Raw genomic sequence first — 26870 nt, 5'->3', positions numbered from 1 at the left:
TGGGTTAATGGAGATTTTATTCTGCTGTTTTAAGAAATACGTTCTCCATCCGGTCCTACCCGATGCCCATCCGGAGTTGTGGTATCCTTAAACATGGAACCTTTTGTTTCATCAGCCGCTTCACTGAAATAATACCATTTACCATCAATTATGTTCCAGCCGGTATACATATAGCCTTTTTTTCCGTCACTGACTGGATTTAAATAATACTTATTACCTTTGTATTCAAACCAGCCGGTTACCATATAGCCTTTTTCGTCAAAGAAGTACCAGTCGTTTGATCCCTTCCAGTCCGTGTACACCCAGCGGTTTGCGGGACTGCTTCCATCATTTCCTGTAATTCTCCATCCATTTTCATCTGATTGCCAGCTTCCGGAATAATAATGGTCATCGTCTCCGCCTTTTGGTTTGCCTGGTTGTGTAATCTCTCTGTCATCATCGTCATCATCATCGCTGTCATCTCTTGACGGCTCTTTTACTCTGACAGTAAACTCATCTTTAAACTCTTTTTCATTCCCATACCGGTCGGTTCCGTAATAAATAACCTTAACTGTTCGTGTTCCTGTTCTTGCAAGATTATATTCCAGATCATACTGCCCCTCTGATAAAACTGTTTTTTTCACTGCATTGGAGGGACTGGCTTTCTGATATTCGGTTACCTCAAGCCCCTGTGTATCTAAATCCTCTCCCAGTGTATAGCTGACTTTATCCGGTCTTTTTGTCACGTTGATCCGGAGTGTATAATACTCCTGTTCTTCCTGTTCTTCCAAAACCGTTAAATTAATTGTTACTTCCAGGGAGATTCCATTGGGATTAATAACGTTGTCTGGCAGTACTACGATTCCGTCCACGGTAAAGGTTTGTTCATCACTGATGAACGGGTCATAGGAACTGGAATCCAAATCCCAGATCACATCCGCCTGAACGTTTCCGGAATCTGTTCCCAGCGTCACTCTGGCCGGAATCCCCAGTGCAGTAACTGTCTTGGCGGTTCCGTTGGTAATTCCTTTTATAGAAGGAAGGGGATGGATACTTTCCAGGATTTTATCAGTCAGTGATTCTGCTTCGACTGTTACTTCGACTGTGATATCCAGGGAAACACCATCAGGGTTAATCACTTTGGCCGGAAGACCGACAGTTCCTTCTACCACGAAAGTCTGAGCTGTTTTCAGGTCAGGATCATAGGAGCTGGCTGTCACATCCCAGGTGACATTGGAGGATACGGTTCCGTTATCAGTCTCAAGTTCCACATTTACAGGCAGACCAAGTGCCGTAGCTGTTTTTGCTGTACCGTTAGGAATTCCTGATATAGGAGACAACGGAGAAATACTCTCCAAAACCTTATCCACCAGTACTTCTGCTTTTACAGTTACATTAATCGTTACATCCAGGGATATACCGTCAGGATTATATACTCCGGCGGGCAGTGTCACGGTTCCTTCCACAACAAAGGTCTGCTCTGTTTTCTGATTCGGATCATAAGAGCTTGCTCCTACATCCCAGGTTACATCGGCCGGTACATTACCTGTATAAGTAGAAAGATTTACATGTTCAGGCAGTCCAAGCGCAGAAGCTGTTTTTGCTGTACCATTGGCAATTCCCGTCACAGGATCAGGGGAGGGGATTGACATGACAGGATTTTCGGTTGCTATAAAGATTATGGTATAAGTTTCGGTGGAATCTGCAATTCCATCATTGGCTTTAAATACCAAAGTATGCGTACCTGTGGTGGTCGGCTTATAAGAAAAGATATTGTCTGCTGTCTCTTCCGGTCCACCATCAATCTTTACCTTATAGGTCAGAGGATCACTTTCTGCATCCTGAAACATATGCATTAAGGTCACAATAATTGTAGTATCGACTGGTTTTTCCCATGTAAGCGTTTCTTCTACTCCGTCCTTTCTTTCAGGAGCAGTATTTAGTGCTTTTACATTGAGAGTTACGGTATAGATATCTGTTGAATCACTAATTCCATCATTGGCTTTAAATACCAGCGTATACGATTCAACTGCTGTCGGTGTAAAGGAATAACTCTCGTCAGCTGCCTTTTCGGCTTCCTCGTTTACTTTTACTTTATAGCTCAGAACATCCTTGTTCTCATCTTCAAATATTGTACTTAAGTCAAGCGTATAAGGGTTATTGACTGTGATATTTTCGGATTGAGTTTCTCCTGTTCCGTTTTTTCTAACTGGAACCGAATTAAGGGCTGTAAGGTTTACCGTATAGGTCTCTGCTGAGTCTGCTGTTCCATCATTGGCTCTAAATACCAGCGTATCCGTTCCCGTAGTGGTGGGGGTATAGGAATAGCTTTCATCAGCGGGCACTTCCGTTCCTTCATTAATTTTTACCTTATAGGTCAAATTATCACCATCAATATCATCAAATTTTGTATTCAGGTTAATGGAGTATGCCTTATTAACTGCTACACTGGCTGTATCACTTTCATTTACACCCGATTTTCTTGCGGGAGGTGTATTGGGTGCTTTTACAGTCAACGTTACCGTGTAGGTATCTGTTGAAACATCGTTTCCGTCACTGGCTTTAAATACCAACGTATACGTTCCCGGTGCTGCCGGTGTGTAGGAATAGCTATTGCCAGTTGTCTGCTCGGTTTCCTCGTTTACTTTTACTATATAAGTCAGAGCATCCTCATCCGCGTCTTCAAAGATTGTATTTAAATTAAGAGTGAAGTCCGTACCGACAGTCATATTTATTGAAGTGGAAGCTCCCACCCCACCTATTCTGGTCGGGGCTGTATTAACTGCCGTGAGCGTCACCGTATAAGTGTCTGTAGAATCCACAGTTCCGTCATTGGCTGTAAATACAAGGGTATTGATACCTGCAGTTCCTGGAGTATAAGAATACTTTTCATTTGCGGTCACTTCAGACCCGCTGTCTACTTTTACCTTATAGGTCAGAGTGTCCGTATCAGGGTCCTCAAATATTGTGCTTAAATCCAGGGAATATGGGGTTTTAACCGGTACAAAGTCCGATGCAGAAGCTGCCACACCGCTTATTCTGACGGGAGCATAGTTTACACTTTGTACGTTAACACTCATATAGACCGGATCCGATGCATTGGTATTATCTGCCGCTGAAACTTTTACTGTTCTTGGTTTTGTATCGGGATTTACAGTATTTGTATTTCTGTACATAATTGCTTTTATTAAAGCTGCAACACTGGTATCATTGGCATTGGCATTCAACAAAACGGATAGATTTGTTCCTGAAGTGCCTCCTGAATACGTACCGATTGAGGTCCCGCTATAGAGAACATTGCCTCCAGACAGTGTAATACCACCTGTTTGTGCAAGCTCCAGTACATCTTCTGCGGCAACGCCGTTACCAATAATGGAGGCAGTCACCGAACCGCCAGCATAGGTTCTGCTGAAAGCGGAATCCACCTTTACTGTAACATCATTGTCTTTATCCAGTGATACTGCTGAACCGCTTTCCGTAAATTCCACTGAATCACCATTTAAATTGGCAATAATCGGGGGGGCAGCTGCGGACGCAAGCGTTATACTTAAACCATCAAAATCAACATAGTCATTTGAATCGTTTAATTCTGTGGAGGCTTCTAAAATCACCCGTATCATTTTTGCGTGTGATGTTATATACAAATTTTCTATTGATACACTATCCCATTCTCCGCTCTTATATTGAGCTTCAACTAATGAACTGTTAATCGGCATACCCATTCCTGCGGGATTATCATACACTTCGATTTTTAACTTTCCTGCATCTTTAGGAAATTGCAGAAACATCTGACAAGTGGCTGTCAGATTAAAATATCCAGTACTACTGAGTATATAATCTTTATGGATGGTGCCTTTACTGTTATCTCCAGCCAGGAAATAAGAACAATACTCAATAATATTTTCATTGCTGTCTAAAAGATCGGTTGGAGAACTTTTTCCTATAGGATTTTGCAAATTGTACTGATACCAGCTTTTAACCGGATCTCCGTTAGATCCAAAAAGATTACTCCGTCCATCAATACTTCCAACCCAGCCATTAATGGATTTTGCATCCTGATCATCTTCACTTAAAATCTGTCCTGTATCTGCATATACGCTAAACGGAATCGCAGACATCAGTACAGCTGCAATGAGAACGCCGCTTAAAAAACGCTTCTTTTTCATAAAAATCATTTTATCACTCTCTTCACCATAATTCTCAGAGACATAAAGAGGTAAATCTTCTCTCTGCTTTATGTCTCTGAGAGATATTCAATTTAATTTTTATTTACATTAAATACATAAGTTCTGCTGTCAACTCCTGTTTTTGAGGTAACAACAACATTGATCGGATTCATGCCATTACTAAGGGGAATTGACTGACCGCTGTTATATACAACACCATTTAAGGTAATCACAACAGCCGCCTCCGGATCTTCCGCAGTTGGAGTAACTGCAGTAGTGGCAAGCGTCGAACCAGCACTCAAATTATAATTATACGTTGTCTTTACAAATCCGGAAAAACGGATTCCGGTAAATTTCACAGATGTCAGATAAGGACTGCTGGCCCTTATAACAGTTACCACATAGGTCACTGTATAACCGTCTGCTGAAGTTACCTTAATCTCAACCCTGTTTGATCCGTTAATCATATCAACAGAAGCTTTTCCCTCTGTCAGTGCCTGCCCGTTGACTGTAATAGCTGCCGTAGTTTTTGATGGAACAGGAATCACTGTGATGCGGTCAGAATCATATCCGATCTTAGTAGTATATGACATTGTATTCGATTGAAACGAAGGGGTGAGTGCTGCCGCATTTTCTTCCTTATCCTTTATCTCAAGCGAAGTCAGAACCACAACATCTGTTTCTATCAGTTCCAGTTCCATAACGGATGCGGCGGATTTATTGGCTTGTAATCCCCCATCACCAGGTATGTAGATTCTGAAATATCTGGCATTTACGGGATTTGTCAGTACACGGGTACATATATTATTGGTGTTTCCGGTTACAGTATCCACTGTGGTCCAATTGGTGCCATTTAAGCTGGTTTGCAGATGAAAAGAGGTCATACAATAATTATCAGGCCAGCCATCATTGCCTCCTATACTTTTCACTGTCCACTGGCCAACCCAGTGGTCTTTTTTCAAATCAATACGCAGCCACCCCGGCAGAGCAGCACACAGCCATCTGGAGGCCTGGTCACTGACAATGCCGTTTACAGCTCTGCCAGGTGCATAAGGATCGACATAACTGCTTGCAGTTATATCTGCATTCAAAGCTAAATTTATACCCATATTTATCCATCAATCCTTTCTAATACCGGTCAGGGAATATACCATCTGTAACAATGACATAACGAATATTGGGGGCGGGCTCAAACCCTTTTAAATTGGGAACACGAAATGTAGTGGAACCATTGCCTCCAAACGTAAATCCGATTAAAGCAAACAGCAGCTGATACTGCTGAACCGGATACTCCTGTCCATCACAAAACAGCGTAAGCGCAGGTGCAAACGTATAGGGAACAGGAATGATTTCACCTATATAAAATTCATCCATGCATCTTCTCTCCTTTCCATCTATTGCTGCTGCAAATTATGACCTCATGGGATACAGCCCCTCAATTGCAATGTAATACTTCATCTGGTTGGTGACTGCAAGAGGATTAGCGTCTCTTAAGTCGGGTATCTTAAACTCAGTAGTTCCGTTGCCTCCAAATGTAACCCCTATAAGAGAATATAATGCCTGGTTTTGCATGATCTGCATGGTTCTTCCATCACACAGAACCCAACCTCTGGGTTCAAAATTATAGGGAAACAGCTGAATCTGACCAATATAAGGGTCCATAATAATTTCCTCCTTAATCTCATTATTTTAGATAGTGCAGATTTTCGCCCAAATGCTGTTGCCGGGCAGTCTTTCAGTGCTATATCATACTGATGATATCTCATCATACCGCATAAGGAGATATGGAAACCCGAAATAAATTTTGACTTTTTTAAACGGTATATTATTTGGAATAGAGATATCATGATAGTTTATGATCAAAATAAACTGGATGGGAAGCGGTGCAATGGTGCTTCTGATTTCATCATTGAAATCGTATGTTCTACAGTATAAGTAAATATATACGGACAAAGCAAAGCGGAGAATGACAAATGAGCATTTATCATTCTCCGCTTTTCCTATATTAATTATAATAGATGATTAATCTTGCATTATGCCATAAATAAACGGATATCATCTTCCATTCCAATGCCAGCAATTCCGAAGTTCTCCACCAGTACTTTTGCCACATTCGGCGATAAGAAACCGGGAAGTGTCGGACCCAGGTGAATATTTTTTACACCAAGGTATAAAAGTGCCAGAAGTACAATTACCGCTTTTTGTTCATACCATGCAATATTGTATGCGATTGGCAGCTGGTTTACATCATCAACTCCAAATATCTCCTTCAGTTTCAGAGCAATTACTACCAGAGAGTAGGAATCATTACACTGCCCGGCATCCAGCACTCTTGGAATACCGCCGATATCACCAAGCGGCAGCTTATTGTATCTGTATTTTGCACACCCGGCAGTAAGGATTACTGTATCCTTTGGCAATTTTTCTGCAAATTCTGTATAATATTCTCTTGATTTCATTCTGCCATCGCAGCCAGCCATGACAAAGATTTTTTTGATTGCGCCTGATTTTACAGCCTCCACAACTTTATCTGCAAGAGCAAAAACCTGTTCATGTGCAAAACCTCCGGTAATCGTTCCTGTTTCAATTTCAGTTGGAGAAGGCAGTTTTTTCGCCATTTCGATAATTGTGGAAAAATCCTTCTTTCCGTCAGCATCTGCTTCAATATGGTTGGATCCGGGATACCCGGCTGCTCCGGTGGTAAATATACGATCCCTGATTTCTTCTGATCTGGGTGGTACAATACAGTTTGTTGTAAAAAGAACAGGACCGCCAAAGGGACCAAACTCATCCACCTGACGCCACCAGGATCCACCATAGTTTCCTGTGAAGTTATCATACTTTTTGAAGAATGGATAATAATGAGCCGGAAGCATCTCACTATATGTATAAACATCAACTCCAGTTCCCCTGGTCTGCTCTAAGAGCTGTTCTAAGTCCGTAAGATCTCATACGCCCCCTGGTTCCATCGCTGATCGGATTTAAATAATACAGTTGATCTATATAGGACAGCCAACGATGAGCATATAACCTCTCTCATCAAATACCAAAAGGGATTTATTGTAGCGCCTGCGGTACTGGCCTTATCCATGGGAATTTATCAAGCATACTTTAAGGGGCTACAGCAAGTGCCTTTGTTTATACTTTGGTCGAGATGGCAAAGGCAAACGGGCTAAACATCTATAAATATTTAAGCTATCTGCTTGATCACCGCCCAAGTACCGACATGACGAACCAACAGTTGGATCAGCTTGCTCCATGGAGCAAGGATGTGATAGATAGTTGTACAAATGTAAATTTGATGATCGTAGAATTACTTTGCGGTTACGGAAGAAAAACGATGTATGACTTCTTAATTTTTTAATTCATATAATAGTATTTTGTGAAAATATATGTTAATATTACTTTATTAATTTTATGAAAAGGAGATTTAAAGTGGGAATATATCGTTTTATATTAAGTATTGTCGTTATTTTATTTCATTTTGGAAACTTTTCACAACCTTCTGGATATAGTGCAGTTTTTGGATTTTATATATTAAGTGGATATTTGATAACTCTTGTAATTGATAAAACATATTATATGAAAGGAATAAAATCATTTTACATAAACAGATTTCTTAAACTTTACCCGTTATATATTTTGTATCTAATTCTTACATATGTCTTAGTAATGCTACATGGTGGTTGTGGATTAGCATTAGATTTAAATAATAGTAGCGATTTGTTCTATGCTTTGCCACAAAAAATTGAAACTTATAAGTTCGTTGATATGTTTAACGAAATGTTCTTAAATTTCTTTGCAAACAAAATACCTATCAAAACACTAATTCTAACTGGATTTCCGCAATTAGTCCCGCAGGCCTGGTCCCTTACTGTAGAGATTATATTTTATATATCAGCTCCATTTCTAGTATATTTATATAAAATTAAAAAAGTGGGGAAATTATTGTTTTTTGCTTTAATTCCACTGATGCTAATTTATCCAATATCAACCTTAATAAATGGATTGGATTTTCCTGTTTATAGATACAGAAGTGTTTTTAGTACATTTGTTTTATTTCTTATAGGTAGCGCAATTTATTTTATTAAGAGAAAAATACCTGAAATTAAGAAATCAAATATAATATTCTTCGCATTGATAGGAATATATTTGATTTTGATAATATTCGTAAACAGAAATAAAATTGTTGAAAGCCAAATTTATATAGCATTAACAATTCAAATCTTAATAGTTGTTTTTGCTACTCAAATATCGTTGAAAGGAAAGCTCGCAAAATATGATAAAATACTTGGTAGATTGACCTATGGGCTGTTTATTGGTCATTCTTTTACTGGTTTTTTAGTACTAATAATAACCGAACATTTCTATCTTGTAAAAGGAAAATATGTTTTCGGGAGACCATATACTTTAATATTTGGTTTATTTGTAGCTGGATTGCAAATAATTATTTCTATAATAACTTATCATTTTATAGAAAAACCTATTGAATCAATTAGAACAAAGGTAAGAGGAAAGAATGATAATGTTAAAGACGTTATAGCGAGTAGCCATAACTAGGTATACGGTAAAACATTAGTACCTAGCTCCTAGTTAACAGCTTGGCATAGATGGCCTTTCCATGATCGTTAAGGAGCATTTTAAGCTGGATCCATTCGTTCCGGGTATTCTTTTCCTGTTCTGTGGGAGACGATCCTCCCGAATCAAAGGTTTGCTTTGGGAGGAAGATGGATTACTGCTGCTTTATAAACGATTGGAGGCAGGGCGCTTTCAGTGACCAAGAACCAGGATGACGTATAATTAATTTCGCAAATTAATTTTAATAAAAATAGACATGGTCTATAGCCCTTTGGTAAAATAAAGTCACCACAACGAAATCTCACAAAGGAGGGTATAGAACATGTCCGATAACATTATACAATTAAATCAAGAACTTATCCATAACGAATTGAAAGATTTAGTACGTAACAGCGTTGAGGAAACCCTTAATGCCTTGCTGGATCATGAAGCAGATGAACTCGTTAATGCTGAAAAATACGAGCGTTCCGGTGAACGTAAAGGATATCGTTCCGGACATTATAACAGGAACTTTCAAACCACAGCTGGTGAGGTCAAATTGAAGATGCCAAAGTTAAAGGGTATACCGTTTGAAACTGCCATTATTGAGCGCTATCGCCGTAGAGAATGCTCTGTTGAAGAAGCTCTCATTGAAATGTATCTCGCAGGTGTTTCTGTTCGCCGTGTTGAGGATATTACAGAGGCATTATGGGAAACTAAAGTTTCACCAGGAGCAATAAGTAATCTAAATAAAAAAGCCTATGAACACATTGAAGCGTGGAGAAGCCACAAACTAACCGGTTCTTATCCTTATGTGTTTGTAGATGGTGTTTATTTAAAGCGCAGCTGGAGCGGTGAAATACAAAACGTCTCTATCCTTGTTGCCATTGGAGTCAACGAAGATGGATGTCGTGAAATTATTGGTGCAGCCGAAGGCATGAAAGAAGACCGTGAAAGCTGGAGAACATTCTTTGTATGGTTAAAAGAACGTGGTCTGGCCGGAGTGCGCTTAATTATCGGTGATAAATGCCTTGGGATGCTCGAATCCATTCCAGAAGTATTCCCAGATGCAAAGTATCAAAGATGTACGGTTCATTTCTATAGGAATATATTCTCAGCCACTCCTCGTAACAAGATGAAAGAAGTCTCTATGCTGCTGAAGGCTATCCATGCTCAAGAATGCAAAACATCTGCAAAGGAAAAGACTAAACAAGTAGCGGATAAACTTCGCGAGATGAAATTATCTTCTGCAGCAAAAAAGATTGAAGATGGAATCGAGGAAACCCTAACATATATGGATTTCCCCAGCCAACACTGGACTAGAATCCGCACCAATAATACCATTGAACGTCTGAACTGGGAAATTAAACGTAGAACCCGGGCAATTGGTGCTTTCCCTGATGGGCAAAGTGCTTTAATGCTTGTATGTGCCAGACTGAGACACGTAGCTGGAACCCAATGGGGTACAAAGCGCTACATGAATATGGAGCATCTGAAAGAATTGGATATCCAGAACCAGTCTGATATCATAGCCTGTTTACCGGCTGCCTAACGGCCGAAATGCAATTTGCGAAAAAATCTTGACACTATCTACCCTTGACACTACTATTATTTGGCTATCCGTCGATTTACTTTGCGCTTACTTTTAAAATAACGGAGAAGAGGACGCCATAACGTCTGATCTTCTCCGCCATCAATATGTAAGAATTTTTAATTATGAAATTTAACTGAAATGTGATTCCGGCTTTCGCAGTCTCAACAATGCTATAGATAATACAGTTTACCTCATTATATTAGTATCATAGGTCGCTTAAATTTAAATTATTATTCTTCACTTTTAAACCACTCTACAGTCTTCCTTATACCATCATCAAAACTAATATTTGGAGTGAATCCAGTGTCTTTGATTAATTCATAAATGTTTACACAAGAACTGAAAGTCTGTTTAGTCATACTCGGTAATTCCCCAATCCCTAATTCTGCCTGTGAATTGATTACCTCACGGATTTTAAATATGTACTCCTTCAAAGGCTTATATATGCCACTGCCTATTCCGTAAGTTTTTCCTGGAATTCCACTTTCACCAATAAATCGTAAAGCCCTGGCTACCTCAGATACATATAAAAAATCCCACATTTGGTTAAGATCCCCATATATAGGTTTTTCTCCATTTAATAACGTTCTGATCGTATATGATATAATATTATTATCTGTCCGCCTCTCACCAAAAGTGCTTGGTACTACAGTCCAGATAAAAGGCTGATTGAGCTGTCTTGATAAAACTTCTAAAAAATAATGAGTCGAAACCTTAGCTGCACCATACATATCATTTGGTGTCTGTTTTTCATATACATCCATAATGTCTTCGCAAAAAACATACTCTGCCACTGTACCAGAGGCAATGAATTTATTACATTGAAGTTTACTAGAAAACAGCATAGCTTTTATGGAAGCATGAATATTACTTAATTGTAATTCAACATCATTTTTAGATTTAGGAGATACCCCGCCCCAGCCAAGATGATAAAACGCATCATATTGAACAGATGTATCCACTTCCGCCTCATCTAACTTATCATAATCGCATTCTATCAATTTACAGTTCTTATTAGCAGCAATACTTTTCAATACTCTGCTTTTATCTCGTACCAATGCTGTAACTTTTACATCATTATTAAGCAATTCTTCTACAAACCAACTTCCAATGAATCCTGTAGCTCCAGTCATAATCACATGATTCATAAATTCAGCCTCCATTCCAATTAAACTGAGCCTAAAATAGATTCCGCCATATAATCTATCATTGCATCTGTCATTCCAGGATATACCCCTATCCAAAATGTATCTTTCATAATCCGATCCGTATTACCAAGATCACCAACCACTCTATACCCTTTTCCTTCTCTTCTCATTTGATCAAAACATGGATGTTTTATTAAATTGCCAGCGAAAAGCATTCTTGTCTGTATACCCTTACTTTCAATTTTTGTAACCAGCGTATTTCTATCTACCCCTTCCTTACAAGTAATTAAAAATCCGAACCAGCTGGGGGCAGAATTCTCACATGCTACAGGAAGGATTAGTTTATCTTCACACCCTTTAAGTGCTGCTTTTAATCTGGCAAAATTAGCTCTACGCCGTTCAACAAATGAGGGGAATTTTTCCAGCTGCGCACAACCGATTGATGCCTGCATATCTGTTGCTTTTAAATTATATCCAAAATGAGAATATACATATTTGTGGTCATAGCCAATCGGGAGTTCTCCATACTGCCGGTCAAACCGGTGTCCGCATAAATTATCCATACCAGACGGACACACACAGTCCCGTCCCCAGTCACGGAAAGAACGGATTATTTTATGCAGCAGCGGATTGTCCGTATACACCGCGCCCCCCTCGCCCATAGTCATATGATGAGGTGGATAAAAACTAGATGTTCCGATATCTCCCACTGTTCCAGTGAATTTCTCCACCCCGTCCATGGTATAACGGCTTCCCAGCGCATCACAATTATCCTCAATAAGCCATAATTTATACTTATCACAGAATGCCTTGACTGCTTTCAAATCAAAGGGGTTTCCCAGGGTATGAGCTACCATCACCGCTTTAGTTTTTTCCGAGTATGCTGACTCCAACTGAGTCACGTCAATATTATATTGGGGAATCGTTACATCCACAAACACCGGAATTGCACCGTACTGAATCATCGGTGTCACCGTGGTCGGAAATCCTGCTGCTACCGTAATCACCTCATCGCCCGGATGGATCTGCCTCTCTTCAAGCAGCGGAGATGTCAACGCCATAAAAGCATTTAAATTGGCCGAAGATCCGGAGTTGACCAAAGAACAATGCTTCACACCCAAATACTTCGCCAGCTTTTTCTCAAACTCATCTGTATACCTGCCAGAAGTAAGCCAAAACTCCAATGCACTGTCCACGAGATTTACCATCTCATTATGGTCATATACTCTTGAAGCATATGTAATTCGATCTCCCGGCTTAAAATCAGCTGTTTTGTTATGATAACGATCACAATATTCACTTACAGCCTGTAATATCTCTTTTCTTGCCTCATCTTCGTTCTTATTTTCAAACCTTTTATTTTCCATATTTTACACCTCAAAAAATTCTATAATCTGTTTTTTAGTAATTGAAAACGCATCATTTAAAGAAGTATATTTTTTTTGCCAATCTACGGTCTTTTCTACAGCCTGATCTATATTATATTTTGGTTGCCACCCAAATGTAGTTTTCAGCTTTGTACAATCTAATTTCAGGAATCCCGCTTCGTGAGGTCCCCCGTCCGACTGATCATTCCAACTAAATCCTTCTCCCCACTTCGATGCAAAAATATCTACAAGTTTACCAGTCGTCACACAATCCGACTCATCTGGACCTACGTTATAATAGCCTTCGTATTTTGAATCCTCAGCCTGCTTTTTTGCAATCATAAGATAAATTGCCAATGGCTCCAATACATGCTGATATGGCCTGATAGAATATGGATTTCTGATATTTACTACTTCGTTTTTAACCGCTGCTCTGATACAGTCAGGAACAATTCTGTCTTTTGCATAATCACCGCCGCCAATAACATTCCCCGCTCTGGCAGTACTTATTCTGCATCTGCTATCTGCAAAAAATGATTTTTTGTAACTGTGAGTAACCAGCTCTGAACAAGACTTACTATTAGAATAAGGATCATATCCGTCAAGATAATCTGTTTCTACGTACCCTTTCTCCTGTTCTTTGTTTTCGTAAACCTTATCCGTGGTAACATTCAGAAAAGAACTTACCGAATCCGTTAATCTAACACATTCAAGTACATTAACTGTTCCCATCACATTCGTATCAAATGTATATCTCGGAGCCACATACGATTCTCTGACAATTGGCTGAGCAGCAAGATGCAATACAATCTCCGGTTTTTCCTCATCAAAAACCCGCTTCATAGTATCATAGTCTCTTATATCTTCATAATACTGCTTAATCTTGTCTCCAAGGCAAAGTTCGTCAAACAAAGATTGATGAGTTACAGGACTTAAAGCATATCCAACAACATCAGCACCTGCCATAAAAAGAATGGCAGATAACCATGAGCCCTTAAAACCGGTACTCCCTGTAACCAACACTTTTTTCCCTTTATAGAATTCAAGTAATTCTTTACTGCTTTCCATAATCTTCCTCCTCATTTTGTACCTTCGGATTTAATCGCCTCTCTTCTATAACCAGTGGCCTTTTCATTACTCTCGTATTAATGTTAAGTATGTATTCACCTTGGAAACCAATAAAAAACAGGAGCACAGAGCCAATAAAAAATAGACCTACCGACATTCCTGCCAGCCCCATTTGAAATTTATCCCAATACATTAATTTAACAATAAAAGTAATACAGCCTATCAAAAAACTAATACCCGACATAACAAAACCACTAATCGTAGCCAGTCGAAGTATAACTTTTGAATACGATGTGATTCCCAGCATAGCCACATCATAAAGCTTTAGGAAATTAAAGCTGGTTTTTCCATATTTCCTAATATCCTGATCATACTGCACTTCATATCTGTCATATCCTAACTCCGCAACAATTCCTCTTAGATAAGGTAATGAATCATCTAATTTCTGAAGTACTTTTATAAATTCTCTGTCATACAAACCAAAACCGGTAAATTGTTCTATGTGATCAATATCTGTAATTGATTTAATCAACTTATAGTAAATTGTACGGAACATATACATCAGCTTGCTTTCTTTACTTTTACGCTTTTTACCGATTACTATTTTATACCCCTGCTCCCATGCATGGACAAAATCCACGATAACCTCCGGCGGATCCTGCATATCAGCAAATATTAAAACTGTGCAATCCCCAATCCCCTGAATCAGGCCATAATAAGTTGAACGGTTAAAACCAAAATTTCTCGCATTAAAAATACCTGTAACATTTTCATCCTGTTTGCATAACGTTTCAATCACTTGTCTGGACGAATCCGTCGAACGATTATCAATATATACAATTTCATACCTGTACAGTTTTAATTGGTCACGAAATAATTCCTTAACTCGCTGATAAATCAGCGGTATATTCTCTTCTTCATTATAGGTTGGTATTACGACTGATATGGTCTTCATATATCTCCTTCTCTCTAAATGCCCAAAACTTATTCAGCACAAAATTAACCGGAATCGTAACTACTATCACTATAACTGGGGCAACAGTTTCAGACAATCCAATTTTTTGCACAAGTATGCTTAGTAAAACAATATTTAATATATAGGTAACAAAATAACTGATAAATACTTTCATCAACTTTTTAGCATTACTATTGATATTGTTCTTAAACACATACTTGTTATTCCAATAATATGAGTTTAATATACCGGCCACATATCCAATTGTATTTGCAATAAGATAGTTCAGTCTAAAAAACACCAATAAATAGTATATTCCATATGTTACCAGAACATTTAAGACTCCTACAATTCCAAACTTAGCAAATTGCTCAGACAATTTTTTCATAAATATTTACCCCGGAATCAGTCTTTCCAAATCTTCCAGGGAGCATTACCGCTCTGCCAAAGCTCCTCCAATTTCTGTTTTTCTCTCTGTGTATCCATGCATTGCCAGAATCCCGGATGATAGAAAGACATTAATTGGTCTTCTGATGCCAGTTTCTGCATAGGACCTTGTTCAAATATAGTAGAATCGCCCTCCAAATAATTAAAGATTTCCGGATTTAGCATCATAAAACCACCATTAATCAGACTTCCATCCATATCTTCTTTTTCTCGAAACGATTTAATGACATTATTAGAATCAATATCTAAAACGCCTTTCATCTGTCCGATGTTGACCGTGGTGATCGTGGCAATCTTTCCACTATTTCTGTGAAATTCTTCCAATTTTGACAAGTTCACATTGGATACACCATCTCCATAAGTCAACATAAATGGTTCATTTCCAACATATCTTTGTATTCGCCTTATACGACCGCCGGTCATGGTATTCAAGCCAGTATCAACAAGTGTAACTTTCCAAGGCTCAGAATAATTATTATGAACCTCCATTTTATTATTGGCTAAATCAAAAGTTATATCTGATGTATGTAAAAAATAATCTGCAAAAAATTCTTTTACTACATATTGTTTATAACCAAGGCAAATTACAAAATCGCTGAATCCAAACTCGGAATAATATTTCATAATATGCCACATAATTGGTTTTTCACCGATCTCAATCATTGGCTTGGGTTTCAAATGACTGTCCTCACTGATTCTTGTACCAAATCCACCTGCTAAAATAACAACTTTCATTTGTTTATTATCCTCCTCTTTTTGTTCATTATAGAAAATACAGTTACCCCAGTTCCGTATATCACCATTAAGAAATAGTAACCAATAATGACCATACCTCCTAAAGTTCCTATTCTATTTTTGTATAAAATCTTAATTTCATGCTTTCCTGCCGGAACTTTTAAATACGCCTGTAAGTCTGAAATCGTCGGCTGAACTTCCTGACTATCAATATAATATTTATAGTATGGGCTGGCATATGGAAGGAACTCAACATCACTTTCACTTTCCGAATTTATCTCCGCATAAAAGTATCGGCTTCGATCTGTCTCAAATCTTGTCATATCTCTATTCAACAACTGAGGCGAATAAAAATATCCATTATCCAGCGCATCCGTTCTAGGATCCAGTGTATCACTGTTTCCGGCATAATAGGATGGAACGTATTTCTTTAATGTACAAATCCGCATCCCATTACTTAAGTAATAGTCGCTTTTACTCCAATCAATTATTGAATCTAAAAACTGCTGATTTTTTTCAATATATGCAGGTGTTAAAATCACAAAATTTCCGCGGGTGTTTTTAATATACTGCCAGTTCACATTTGCAAACCATCCATTAGAAACGATTGCATAATCTTTAGGCCATGCCAACTGTAATTCGTAACCATAATAATTCGATATATCACGCTCTGTTCCATTAAGCCAAGAAAAATTCTGAGGAACATACGGTGTTATCGCTTTATCTTCATCTATGCATACATATCTATACAATAATTTAGTAGTATCATTATTTAAATAATTATTTAACGTCACTAAATCGCTGGAGTTATAGTAAATATTGTCAGTTTCTCTATAAGCTGCCGTTAAATTTGGAACTGTAAATGAGTAAAAAGATGTGCCTGCTGTCAAAATCAATGACACACACCAAACTAATACCGTTTCAATGTTATTCCAGCCATTTTCATATACCTTAAAAAGAACAATCGCACCTAATACTATTTCCAAAATGAACAAATTCGTATTGATACACTTCTGCGGATTCACTTTTAATATAATTGTCGCTGTTATTGCAATCATTACTAAAGCAATCGATAAATTTTTAAATAGCTTTTGACCTTTTAAATTTGGTAACATACTAATTTCAATGCAGACTACCAGATATAATAAGGGCAAAGTTATCATCATATAGCGAATTGGTAGATGCATATGACCAAATATAGGTACTAATGAATAGAACCATGTAATTACCGGTGTTGTATTTCCAAATGCAATAATTAAAAGTAATACATTTACACCTATTAACACATTATGAAAAATTCTTTTTTTAGAATCAAATTTTATCCTTTTACGTAACACAAATACTGTTATTAATGCAACCGTCCATACTACGCCTATAGTTAAAGCATCATATTGTTCAATAATAAATGATGGTGTATATGAAGCCAACGGAACGACCCATATATCGTCCAAATTAAGCGACAAATCCCAAACTTGTGTTAATGTATTTCCTGATGTTTGAACAATTCTGCTGACATAACGATATAACTGCAAATAATATATTAAGCATACAAGACCTGCAATTAATATAATAGAAAAATATTTGACAAAAGCCCTAAAAACTTCTCCTTTATCAGTATAAACTACTATGAAAATACAAGTAGTCAAAAATACAATCCCAACAAGAATTATAGAGATAGTTATATATCCCGTTGTAAATGCCATAACATAGGGAATAGAATACAATAATAAATTATACTTTCTATTTTCACCAAGCAAGCTCAAAGATGTATACAATAACGGTACTACCAGCATAGTAGATAAAGCAAATCCAGTATACCATATCTCATATGAATATAACATTAAACAACTACACGCAAATAAAAGTGATAGATGTTTCTCTAAACCGAAAAAACGGGTACCTAATCTTTGTGCAAAATAAAAAGCAACAAAGAAATGTAAAGCAAACATCAGACTATACATAATATATTGAATTGAAAAGGCATCACCTATAAAAGCAAATAACATAGCAATCGGATACATTGTAGTTAAATTGCCTCTAGAAAAAAATTCAGATGCCCCATTAAATGTTGAAATATCAACACCAGAGAATATACCTCTCCTTAAATAAAATCCCAAGCGCATAAATGAAGGGTAGCATAAATTTTTCTGATCCCCAACCACATTAAATGTTTCATTAGAAAAATTTGTAAAAATAATTCCAAAGAATAATACTGTTAGAACTAATGATGTGCAAACAGCATAAAATCTTTCATTTTTTTTATTTTCCATCTTCTTTTACTCCTACAAAATAATTGTCATCTACTAATTAAGCAACTGTAACCTCAGCATTGTACTTAATCAATAGTAAACGAAAATACGACTTTTATCGATATTTTATCACATCCTCATGTTAGTGTCACTAAGATAATTATTCTCTCATAATTTTCTACGATTCTTGCTGAATTTGATCAATTCGAATTTTAATTAAATTATTTTTTTTTATTGAACAATCTGCGCCAAAAATTATCTTTATACAAAGGAAATAGCTGCTGTTGACTTTTCCCTTCTTTCCACTGTTTAATTTCCTCCTGCATTTTTTTAATTTTTTCATCTCTTTCTGCAATATCCTCTTTCAACAGTCCAACGTGAATTTCACTTTTTTCCAGTTTTTTATAAACTATCTTTAAATGATTATCACGTTCTTTAATATCTTTATAAATTGCAGCTAAATGATTATCCCTCTCATCAATATCTCCATGTAACAATTTGATATGTTGATCATAGCGGGTCACATTTTTTTGCAGAATTTCTATTAAACCATCATATGAAAAATCGAACTGCCATTCCCCAGAGATTATTATCTTATCAGCTTTTTCACATGGCAAATCAAACTCCACACTAGGCTCCAATATCACCATGTCTTTATATCCATCCGGTCTATCTTCTCCCAGATTATAAAACAAAGCATTTAAATTCACGTCGAATACTTCACTACCATTTATACAGCTAATCTGACCAATTCTTAATGAGACTTTTCTGCTCCTGGCGATATACCACTTTACATGTTCTTTAGCATTAAATGATACTGGAAATACAAATTTAAAATTACCATCTTCTGTATAAATTTTTTGTTCCGCAACCATTTCATAACGACCATCCCTTAAAGTCAGAAGTGTAGTATAGTTGTTTAAAGATGGTTTCAATTCCCAATTTTTCTTATAATACTCCGTAAAAAACGTAAGGTATTCTCGCTGTTCATTTTCAAAAGCATCTAACTCAAAACTTTGCGGCTCTTTCTTTAGAATTGATGAAACAATCTCTTCCAGCTCTGTAAATGATTCTGGAAAATACACATTCTCTCCTCCATAGATTTTTATAAACTGAGGTAAAATATTATAGGTATCAATTGGATTTGTGCAAAACTTCTCATATATTTTATTCAAAAAAATCATTTGTGTCCCATCATCAAATAATAATTTATCATGGAATATCGCTCCTGTAGTGCTATAGGAAATTACAATCCTTTTCTTATGAGGACATTCTGTTTCATAAAATCGCAAAACCTCCCATGGAATATAACTATCTTTATAAACTTTTTGCTTTACATTTCTGTATTTTTCATAATTTCGCTCTCCCGGATGAGGCTTAATAGCAAAATCATATCCACTCAGTTTATCAGCTAATTGTTCTAACAAATACTGCTCAAATTCTTCAGAAATGCAGTGATACATCTGTAGATAGTATACATCGAAAAAACAAATCTGCGGAATTTTCGCCACACAATCCTCCCTTGGGAAAACTAGTTCCAACTTCGAAACATATCTTTCCCTGATATCCTTTTGTTTTAGAATCTCCTGCATCTTTAAGTCTTTAATCTTTATTTTCTCATCATTCTCCGATACTCTAGCATCCATCAGCCACAATTCATCAATACAGCTAAAATCAAACACTCTTCCTTGAAACCACTCTTCATGATAATCAATCCTAATTCTATTTTTTATATTTACATTTGCCAATACTCCCTCATCTGTCAATATGCAAGTGGCTTTCTTCTCTGCTTTGTACAGCAAGTAAAAACTAACAAATTCTTTTCCAAGAATATGAAGTTTATCTCCTTCTTGGAATTCTATTTGATCGAGCTGCTTAGCAATATTTTCCGTTGTCTCTTTATCTGTATGAACGCAAATCACATCATTCCATAAACCACTGTTCTTGATTTTAGGATAGCACCTTATTAAATTGGTCACATGGTCCAACAGTATCAAGGTTTTATTTTGAGTTGAATCTTTATATTCTGTTTCCAATAAATAAATAATCATTAACAAATGAAAAACAGATGTTGCACAAAAATAAATCATACACTCTCCAAACGGCATTTTTTCTTAATACCGTTATTTCCTCTCTTATTAATTTATTAGAATAGTCTTGTACAGATTTAATGATTCGCCACTTTTCTGGAAACTGCTTGTGACAACTAGCCCCATCTACATCAATATCAAAACTTTTAATAGAAACTTATCCACTTAAGCATACTATAAGATATAAAATCTTACTATAAATGTTGCTAAACAGCGGAATATGATCCTCAATTCATTGCGTTCCTGTACTCCTTCTATTTCTACATATAAATTCTTGCCCTACAAGTGCAAGACTCCTCAGTAATCCATTAATTAAGGACGTCATCACCAATATAGATAAAATTTTGATTAGAATATTACATACCATTTTTAATGATTGGATTTCCATTATCTCAATAAGCTTATCCAATTTAGTATATACTCATTCCTTATCGCAGTTAGCTATTTCCTTATTTTATGGTATATCCATTTTAAAGTATTATAGCCCGATTTTGCAATGTGATAAAGAGATTTATGGCGGTACAGTTTGCCTCTTATCCTGAACTTTACCTCTCCCAAATCGCCACATAACAATATTAAAAGCCACCTTCGCACTCTTCCATAGGAATTATAATCAATTTTATTTATAGTTCCTGTCGTCATTCTGTGAATCAAACCATTCCAAAACTTTTCAAAACCTATTTCGTTTCCAAGACCCATATCGTCTTCAAAATGTGTATCCGAAAAAATAGATCGGTCAAACGGACTTGAATAGGCTAAATAATAGTCAAAAGGTATGCTTGCATAATGATTACGTATCAGTAATTTTCTGTTATAATCTCCAAAGATTTTCACCATATCCCGGACAAATGCCAATGCACCTTCCTGCATAAAATGAACCGCATAATAAGTGCCGCTATCAACCTTAAAGTCCTCAAATTGGGGAACTGCGTTCCCATCCATGAATTCGTATCCAATGCAGGAGCCGGACAATTCGCTCATAAGAAGCTCCCTTGCTATCCCACTGATATAGGGGGTGAAGTCATAGAAACAATTAACTTTTACACCTGATTTCAGCTCACGCTGGTATGCTTTATCCAAACAGGTATGAATATAATTTGCCGTAATATCATAACCAAAATTTTCCTTCAGCACAGCCTCGCCCCTTGCACTATACCCCATGTCAAAGGTTGCTGCCTTACCCGAAAATTGCGTATCAAAACATCGAGCAAATTTTCCCTTAAATTCTGTTGCTTTTTTCTCATCATACAGTTCTGTTGCAATCAGTTCCGAAATCTTCAGAAAATTCTCACGGCTTCCTATGGGTCTGTTATAATCGATTCCTATTCCTCCGCATAGCTTTTCTAATGTTCGCTTCTCTTGTGTCTTGATAACCGGGTCAATTATACCAAACACAACCTCAGGCAGAATATCAACACCATTAAAACAGTTCATCAGGTTATAGCAGTCCCCTTTTGACTGTAGCATTAACGGCATTAATGCCTTTCTGGACATATATGTGTAGTGCAGGTTTGTCTTGACATTAAATATTTCACTTAACATTTGATATGCCGCTTTTGTTAGATAGCCATCTCTCGCCATAAAATGCAAGTTCTCGTACTGCTCTCTTTTTGTCTGCTCAATCAGCCATCTGGCCACCGCATATATATGCATCCCTAAGGTAAAATAACCAATATTATACGGATTTCCGTTAAAATCACTATCTTTGTCGTATAAAACAAACGGATAATCATATAGCTTATTGGCACATACCGCAATCATGCAGCGAATTCCAAATAATTCTTTCGCATCATAGTTTTGTACAATACCGCATCTGGACTCAAACATATTTGTAAAAAAGCTTCCAGAGTATATCTGAGAATTCCAATTATTAAAAAGTTCTTCTGCACGCGGAAGATGAAATGACACAATCCCCTTATCTCTTGCATTAATAACATCCGTCGCCATATTATCACCGATATGTATGATATCGGATGACATGCAATGCATTTTCTTTATTACATATTTATATAAGTCTCCAGATGCTTTCGTCTTTCCACAACTGCTTGAAACAAAAACATTTTCCTGAATAAAACCATTCTTCTTAAGGAGCTGCTCCACAACATCAACTGGCAAATACATATCCGACGTATATATGACACACTTACCAACATATCTTGCCAAATCATACAGCTCTTTTCCAGTTTTTCGTTGATAACAATAATGTAATTCCAGTTCAACTTCTTTTTTCTTTATATTTTCAATCTGCGGTTTTAGCAGTGAGCAACGTTGCTCAAGTTCCTCATAAATTTGATTTAACGTCACATCCTGCGCTGGGCTGCGCTTGCTAATTCTATCACGTGCGCACATTTCTGCAGACATTCTGAGTTTTTGGAATCCAATTCCATCCGTTGTAGGAATAATTGAATTAACATATTGTTCCAAAACAATAAAAAGGTCCGTTGGATATAAAAAAGGTCTTAGAAGAAGCGTATCGAATATATCAAAACTGACAATCTTTATTTCTGGATTCAATATCGCCTCTTTGATTTTCTCAAAATAAAATGGACTCTCAACTTTTACGTAACGCTTGGTAAAGTAATCCCTATTTTTTACCACATATTCTGAAAACGGCAGTTCCGAAGTCTTCCTGTAATAATAGTTATTTTTAACGCTGGTAAAACTGTTTGCCACGCGAAAAATCTGGGCATTTATCTGTCTGCCCAGCTCTTCTTCCGTGTCACAGTCCATATCTGTCTTTTCCAGTGCTTCAAGCAGCAGCTGTTTTTTGTATAGTTTATTCCATAAAATATCCCATGAATAATCAAGATTCCCTAATTTTAAATAAGCATTCTCTATCTCATGGTCCTGCAAAAACAGTTTGTTTTGATTAAAGGTTCGATTTGGAAAAAATATTTCCTCACCTATTTCCTCTAAGAATTCTCCCGCAACGACCTCTGCTCCAGACTCTGCCTGATCTATAAATATACGGCAATAATCAATGCCTATCCTGTCATTCGAATGTACGAATAGCACATATTCGGCCCTGCTATCAGCCAGAACAGGACAAAGAGCAGCCTTGGAAACCTGGCTTTCAAGTACAACGGTTTCGATTTCCTTATAAGACTGTAACCTTATTGATTCCAGGCACTGCTCTTTTCTCTCTTTACATTTATCATCAATTAGAATAACTAATATTTTAGAATTCATGTTATATTTATTTCCTTATCTAGGTTCATATGTATATCCGTCAAATATCTCGCAGAAATCTATTTTTTGAAAAACCAAAATCACCGAAAGATCTCTCCTAACGCTTTCACTAATGATGCTTCAATTGTTTCTGCAGTATCACGATTCTCTGCACTAACAGAAAGATATACTTTTAATTTTGGTTCTGTCCCCGATGGTCTGATTACTATAGAAACATTTTTCTCTAGCAAATACTTCAATACATCGGATTTGGGAAGTCTATTAATGCCATTAAGATAATCTTTCACTTCAATAACTTTCATATACCCGATCTGTTTTAAAGATGTTCGACGTAGTTGCTGCATAATTTTCTGCATTTTCTTTAATCCTTCTGAGCCTTCAAAGGTATAGCTATGTAATGTATTTAAGCAATATCCATACTTCCTATATAATTCATTTAGCACGTCAATCAAATCGATTCCTTTCGTTTTGTAATATGCAAACATTTCACATATCATCAAAGAACCGCCTACAGCATCTTTATCTCGTACGTACCCACCAGTTAAGTAACCATAGCTTTCTTCAAAACCCAAAATAAAACGTTCCTCTTCTCCAGCTGCCTCTAAAAAACCAATTTGTTCACCTATAAACTTAAAACCAGTTAACACCTCAATAACTTGTACATAATAGTCTTCGGCAATCCGTCTTACCATATCAATTGTTACGATGGTCTTAATAAGAATTGGATTGTTTGGCATTTTTCCAAGAGCAATTCTACGTTTGCATATAAAATCCAGGAGGAGCATTCCCACTTCATTTCCACTCAAAAGTACGTAATCCTCGCCTTTACGTACAGCAATCCCCACACGGTCACAATCTGGATCTGTAGCCAAAAGCAAATCACTCCCTAGTTTTTTCGCATCACGTAGCCCTAATGCTAAAGCTTCTTCTATCTCCGGATTCGGATAAGGACAGGTCGGAAATTTCCCATCTGGTTTTTCTTGCTCTTTCACTACAGAAATATTAGTAAAACCATTATCTTTTAATACCCTGGTTACACATTTTAATCCTGAACCGTTTAACGGAGTATATACAATTGAAACTTCTTTGTCTATCCCATCTCCACACAGCGTCTGCAAAGATACTGCCTGGAGATATTCCTTGACTACTTCCTCTCCAATATAGGTAACCTTCTCCCGGGATAACGCCTCTTCAAACGACATTTTTCTCACATCTCTAAAAATGTCCAAAACTTCTATTTCTGCCAAAATAGAATCCGCCGTTTCCGTAGTAATCTGACATCCATCACTTCCATAAACTTTATAGCCATTATATTGAGATGGATTATGACTGGCAGTAATTACAATTCCTCCCGAGCATTTTAAATATCGAATGGCAAAGGATAAAGAAGGGGTTGGCATTAATTCCGGGTAAATATATACATGTATCCCGTTTGATGCAAATACTCCGGCAGCTACTTTTGCAAATACATCTGATTTTATCCGGCTATCATAAGCAATTGCTACAGAAGAACAATCCGTTTGTTTCTTTAGGTAATTACTATAGCCCTGAGTGGCTTTAGCTACTGTGAAAACGTTCATGCGATTAGTACCTACTCCAATCACACCTCGCAGACCACCTGTACCAAATTCTAAATTTCTGTAAAAATGATCAAAAATTTCTTTATCCGATTCCTTTATACTATCCAACTCTGCAATTAAATCTTCATCATCTAATTTCTGAGTTCTCCATCTGTTCCACTCGCTTAATATCTTCTCATCCATTTCCCTTTTTCAATCCTCTTTCCTATTTGATTTTTATTTTTTTAATAACAAAACACTCAATAAGCAAATGCATAGCTCAACCTGCACTTGATCATGGAAAGATTAAACGCGGGATTTAAACTAAATATTTTAATACTCAAATTCATATTTTTGTTTATCATGAACGCTAATATCCTTGCCTAATTGCACCTCAATCATATTCAATTCAGTATCAGCAATAATTGTATGACGACAACCAGCTTTTATCGTAATAACATCTCCACTCTTTACCAGTTGTTCCACTCCATCAACAATAGCACGCCCCTGACCAGATATTATGGTCCACACCTCATCTCTCCGCTCGTGGCTATGATAATTCATATGCTGTTCCGGTTTCAAAGTCACTCTAATGCTCATACTTTCATCTTCTATGTCCAATACCCGAAAATTTCCCCAAGATTTTTCCGCAAACATAATCTGTTGGTCAATTTTATCTACATATGGTTTAATATAACTAGACTGTTCTTTATCTGTTACAATAATACCCTCAGGACTTGCGGCAACAATAGTATCTTTTAAACCCATACATAAAACAGGAACATCAAGCTCATTGATAACATGAATATTTTTACAAGTATCATTTAGTATAACGTTTCCTATACTTGATTCCTCCATAACCTCAGTCAGAGTATTCCAAGTACCCAAGTCTTTCCAATCACCAGAAAAGCGCATGACTTGAATATTGCTTTCTTTTTCCACTACAGCATAATCAAAACTAATTTTTTCCAAAGTTTCGTATTTTAAAAACAAATCTTTATAATCAATAAAATCAATAAGTTCATGTGCTTTGTCTAACACATATTTCAATTTATAAGCAAATACACCACCATTCCACAATGCTCCTTGGCTGATATATTCTTCCGCAGTTTTCACATCTGGCTTTTCTTTAAAGGAAGCAACCTTACTAATTAACTCTTTGGATGAGGGGATAATATAACCGTATTTCTCGCTTGGGTAAGTCGGCTCCATTCCCATTAAAACCAAATTAGCTTCTCCTGTTTCAGCGAATCTTCCTAACTTTTTCAAAGTTTCAAAATAACCACTTTCAACATACGGATCTACTGGACATACTACCACAGCTTCCTCTTCAGAAATACCCTTTATATCGTGAAGGTAAGCTGTTGCCAAAACAATAGCTGGAAATGTATCCCTTCTGCAAGGTTCTACCGAGATCCCTACCTCATCTCCTAATTGATTTTGAATAGCTGATACCTGTGTTTTGGAGGTTGCTATTGTGATAATAGCATCCTTATCTGATTTACGGATCTGGTGATATATCCGCTGCACCATAGATTCATATTCACTATTTTCGTTTTTAAAAATTTTAATAAATTGTTTTGATCGAACATCATTGGAAAGTGGCCATAACCGCTTTCCTGATCCACCAGATAATAATACAATGTTCATATTATATAAATCCTTTCTTTAAATGATGTACAATCAATTTCTGCTCGAGTTATTCATAATTATATATTCTTTCCCTTTTCATATTTTAATGAGCTTATATTCATTTGTGTATAATCA

At 36.8% G+C, this 26870-nt stretch carries 18 protein-coding genes and 2 pseudogenes; 4 read left to right on the top strand and 16 right to left on the bottom strand.

Annotation, left to right across the window (positions count from 1 at the left end; genetic code table 11):
* Window positions 1–29: 29 nt before the first annotated feature.
* From V7D18_RS04590 to hcp, 5 genes and pseudogenes are all read right to left on the bottom strand, one after another.
* Window positions 30–4154: a hypothetical protein gene (locus V7D18_RS04590; RefSeq protein WP_426151890.1), complete on the bottom strand. Its 4125-nt coding sequence runs from the start codon at window positions 4152–4154 to the stop codon at window positions 30–32.
* Between the two features lie 83 nt (window positions 4155–4237).
* On the bottom strand, window positions 4238–5254 hold the full coding sequence (locus tag V7D18_RS04585; RefSeq protein WP_426151888.1) for a cadherin-like beta sandwich domain-containing protein: 1017 nt from the start codon (window positions 5252–5254) through the stop codon (window positions 4238–4240).
* A gap of 19 nt (window positions 5255–5273) precedes the next feature.
* Complete coding sequence (locus tag V7D18_RS04580) at window positions 5274–5519, bottom strand: phage tail protein (RefSeq protein ID WP_426151886.1); 246 nt, start codon at window positions 5517–5519, stop codon at window positions 5274–5276.
* Between the two features lie 36 nt (window positions 5520–5555).
* Window positions 5556–5807: a phage tail protein gene (locus tag V7D18_RS04575; protein ID WP_426151884.1), complete on the bottom strand. Its 252-nt coding sequence runs from the start codon at window positions 5805–5807 to the stop codon at window positions 5556–5558.
* Window positions 5808–6178: 371 nt separating this feature from the next.
* Window positions 6179–7093: pseudogene (gene hcp, locus V7D18_RS04570) on the bottom strand (hydroxylamine reductase); the annotation flags it as partial.
* Window positions 7094–7260: 167 nt separating this feature from the next.
* Between hcp and V7D18_RS04565 the strand changes: the two are divergent.
* The 4 genes and pseudogenes from V7D18_RS04565 to V7D18_RS04550 all read left to right on the top strand — a co-directional run.
* Window positions 7261–7509 (top strand): annotated as a pseudogene (locus V7D18_RS04565) (transposase domain-containing protein); the annotation flags it as partial.
* A 71-nt stretch (window positions 7510–7580) separates the two neighbouring features.
* The gene (locus V7D18_RS04560) at window positions 7581–8705 is read left to right on the top strand and encodes an acyltransferase family protein (RefSeq protein WP_426151882.1); all 1125 of its coding nucleotides are present in this window, start codon (window positions 7581–7583) and stop codon (window positions 8703–8705) included.
* 46 nt (window positions 8706–8751) lie between these two features.
* Window positions 8752–8922 carry an IS66 family insertion sequence element accessory protein TnpB gene (tnpB, locus tag V7D18_RS04555; RefSeq protein WP_426151935.1) on the top strand — a complete coding sequence of 57 codons (171 nt, stop codon included), beginning with the start codon at window positions 8752–8754 and terminating at the stop codon, window positions 8920–8922.
* Window positions 8923–9045: 123 nt separating this feature from the next.
* Window positions 9046–10254, top strand: a complete 1209-nt coding sequence (locus tag V7D18_RS04550) for an IS256 family transposase (RefSeq protein WP_426151880.1) — start codon at window positions 9046–9048, stop codon at window positions 10252–10254.
* Window positions 10255–10526: 272 nt separating this feature from the next.
* Here the strand turns inward: V7D18_RS04550 and V7D18_RS04545 are convergent, their stop codons facing one another.
* The 11 genes from V7D18_RS04545 to V7D18_RS04495 all read right to left on the bottom strand — a co-directional run bounded on the left by V7D18_RS04545 (window position 10527) and on the right by V7D18_RS04495 (window position 26753).
* Window positions 10527–11444: an NAD-dependent epimerase/dehydratase family protein gene (locus V7D18_RS04545; protein ID WP_426151878.1), complete on the bottom strand. Its 918-nt coding sequence runs from the start codon at window positions 11442–11444 to the stop codon at window positions 10527–10529.
* A gap of 20 nt (window positions 11445–11464) precedes the next feature.
* Window positions 11465–12811: a lipopolysaccharide biosynthesis protein RfbH gene (rfbH, locus tag V7D18_RS04540; RefSeq protein ID WP_426151876.1), complete on the bottom strand. Its 1347-nt coding sequence runs from the start codon at window positions 12809–12811 to the stop codon at window positions 11465–11467.
* Window positions 12812–12814: 3 nt separating this feature from the next.
* Complete coding sequence (rfbG, locus tag V7D18_RS04535) at window positions 12815–13879, bottom strand: CDP-glucose 4,6-dehydratase (protein WP_426151874.1); 1065 nt, start codon at window positions 13877–13879, stop codon at window positions 12815–12817.
* A complete protein-coding gene (locus V7D18_RS04530; RefSeq protein WP_426151872.1) occupies window positions 13866–14834 on the bottom strand; it encodes a glycosyltransferase family 2 protein in 969 nt (322 codons plus the stop codon). The genes rfbG and V7D18_RS04530 overlap by 14 nt, the downstream gene beginning before the upstream one ends.
* Window positions 14800–15222 (bottom strand): GtrA family protein, encoded by a 423-nt coding sequence (locus tag V7D18_RS04525; protein ID WP_426151870.1) that lies wholly within the window; start codon window positions 15220–15222, stop codon window positions 14800–14802. Before V7D18_RS04525 ends, V7D18_RS04530 begins: the two co-directional genes overlap by 35 nt.
* Window positions 15223–15239: 17 nt before the next feature.
* Window positions 15240–16016: a glucose-1-phosphate cytidylyltransferase gene (gene rfbF, locus V7D18_RS04520; protein ID WP_426151869.1), complete on the bottom strand. Its 777-nt coding sequence runs from the start codon at window positions 16014–16016 to the stop codon at window positions 15240–15242.
* Window positions 16013–18286, bottom strand: coding sequence for a hypothetical protein (locus V7D18_RS04515; RefSeq protein ID WP_426151867.1), 2274 nt, complete (start codon window positions 18284–18286; stop codon window positions 16013–16015). Before V7D18_RS04515 ends, rfbF begins: the two co-directional genes overlap by 4 nt.
* A gap of 200 nt (window positions 18287–18486) precedes the next feature.
* On the bottom strand, window positions 18487–20355 hold the full coding sequence (locus V7D18_RS04510; RefSeq protein WP_426151865.1) for a hypothetical protein: 1869 nt from the start codon (window positions 20353–20355) through the stop codon (window positions 18487–18489).
* Window positions 20356–20796: 441 nt separating this feature from the next.
* Complete coding sequence (locus tag V7D18_RS04505; protein WP_426151863.1) at window positions 20797–23544, bottom strand: HAD family hydrolase; 2748 nt, start codon at window positions 23542–23544, stop codon at window positions 20797–20799.
* An 80-nt stretch (window positions 23545–23624) separates the two neighbouring features.
* The gene (locus V7D18_RS04500; protein ID WP_426151861.1) at window positions 23625–25307 is read right to left on the bottom strand and encodes a phospho-sugar mutase; all 1683 of its coding nucleotides are present in this window, start codon (window positions 25305–25307) and stop codon (window positions 23625–23627) included.
* Between the two features lie 129 nt (window positions 25308–25436).
* Window positions 25437–26753 (bottom strand): sugar phosphate nucleotidyltransferase, encoded by a 1317-nt coding sequence (locus tag V7D18_RS04495; RefSeq protein WP_426151859.1) that lies wholly within the window; start codon window positions 26751–26753, stop codon window positions 25437–25439.
* Window positions 26754–26870: the final 117 nt, after the last annotated feature.

This window comes from Lacrimispora sp. 38-1 (assembly GCF_049890855.1).
Lineage (GTDB): Bacteria > Bacillota > Clostridia > Lachnospirales > Lachnospiraceae > Lacrimispora.
Note: the sequence above shows the minus strand (reverse complement) of the source record. Positions and strands in the feature narration are given on the sequence as shown.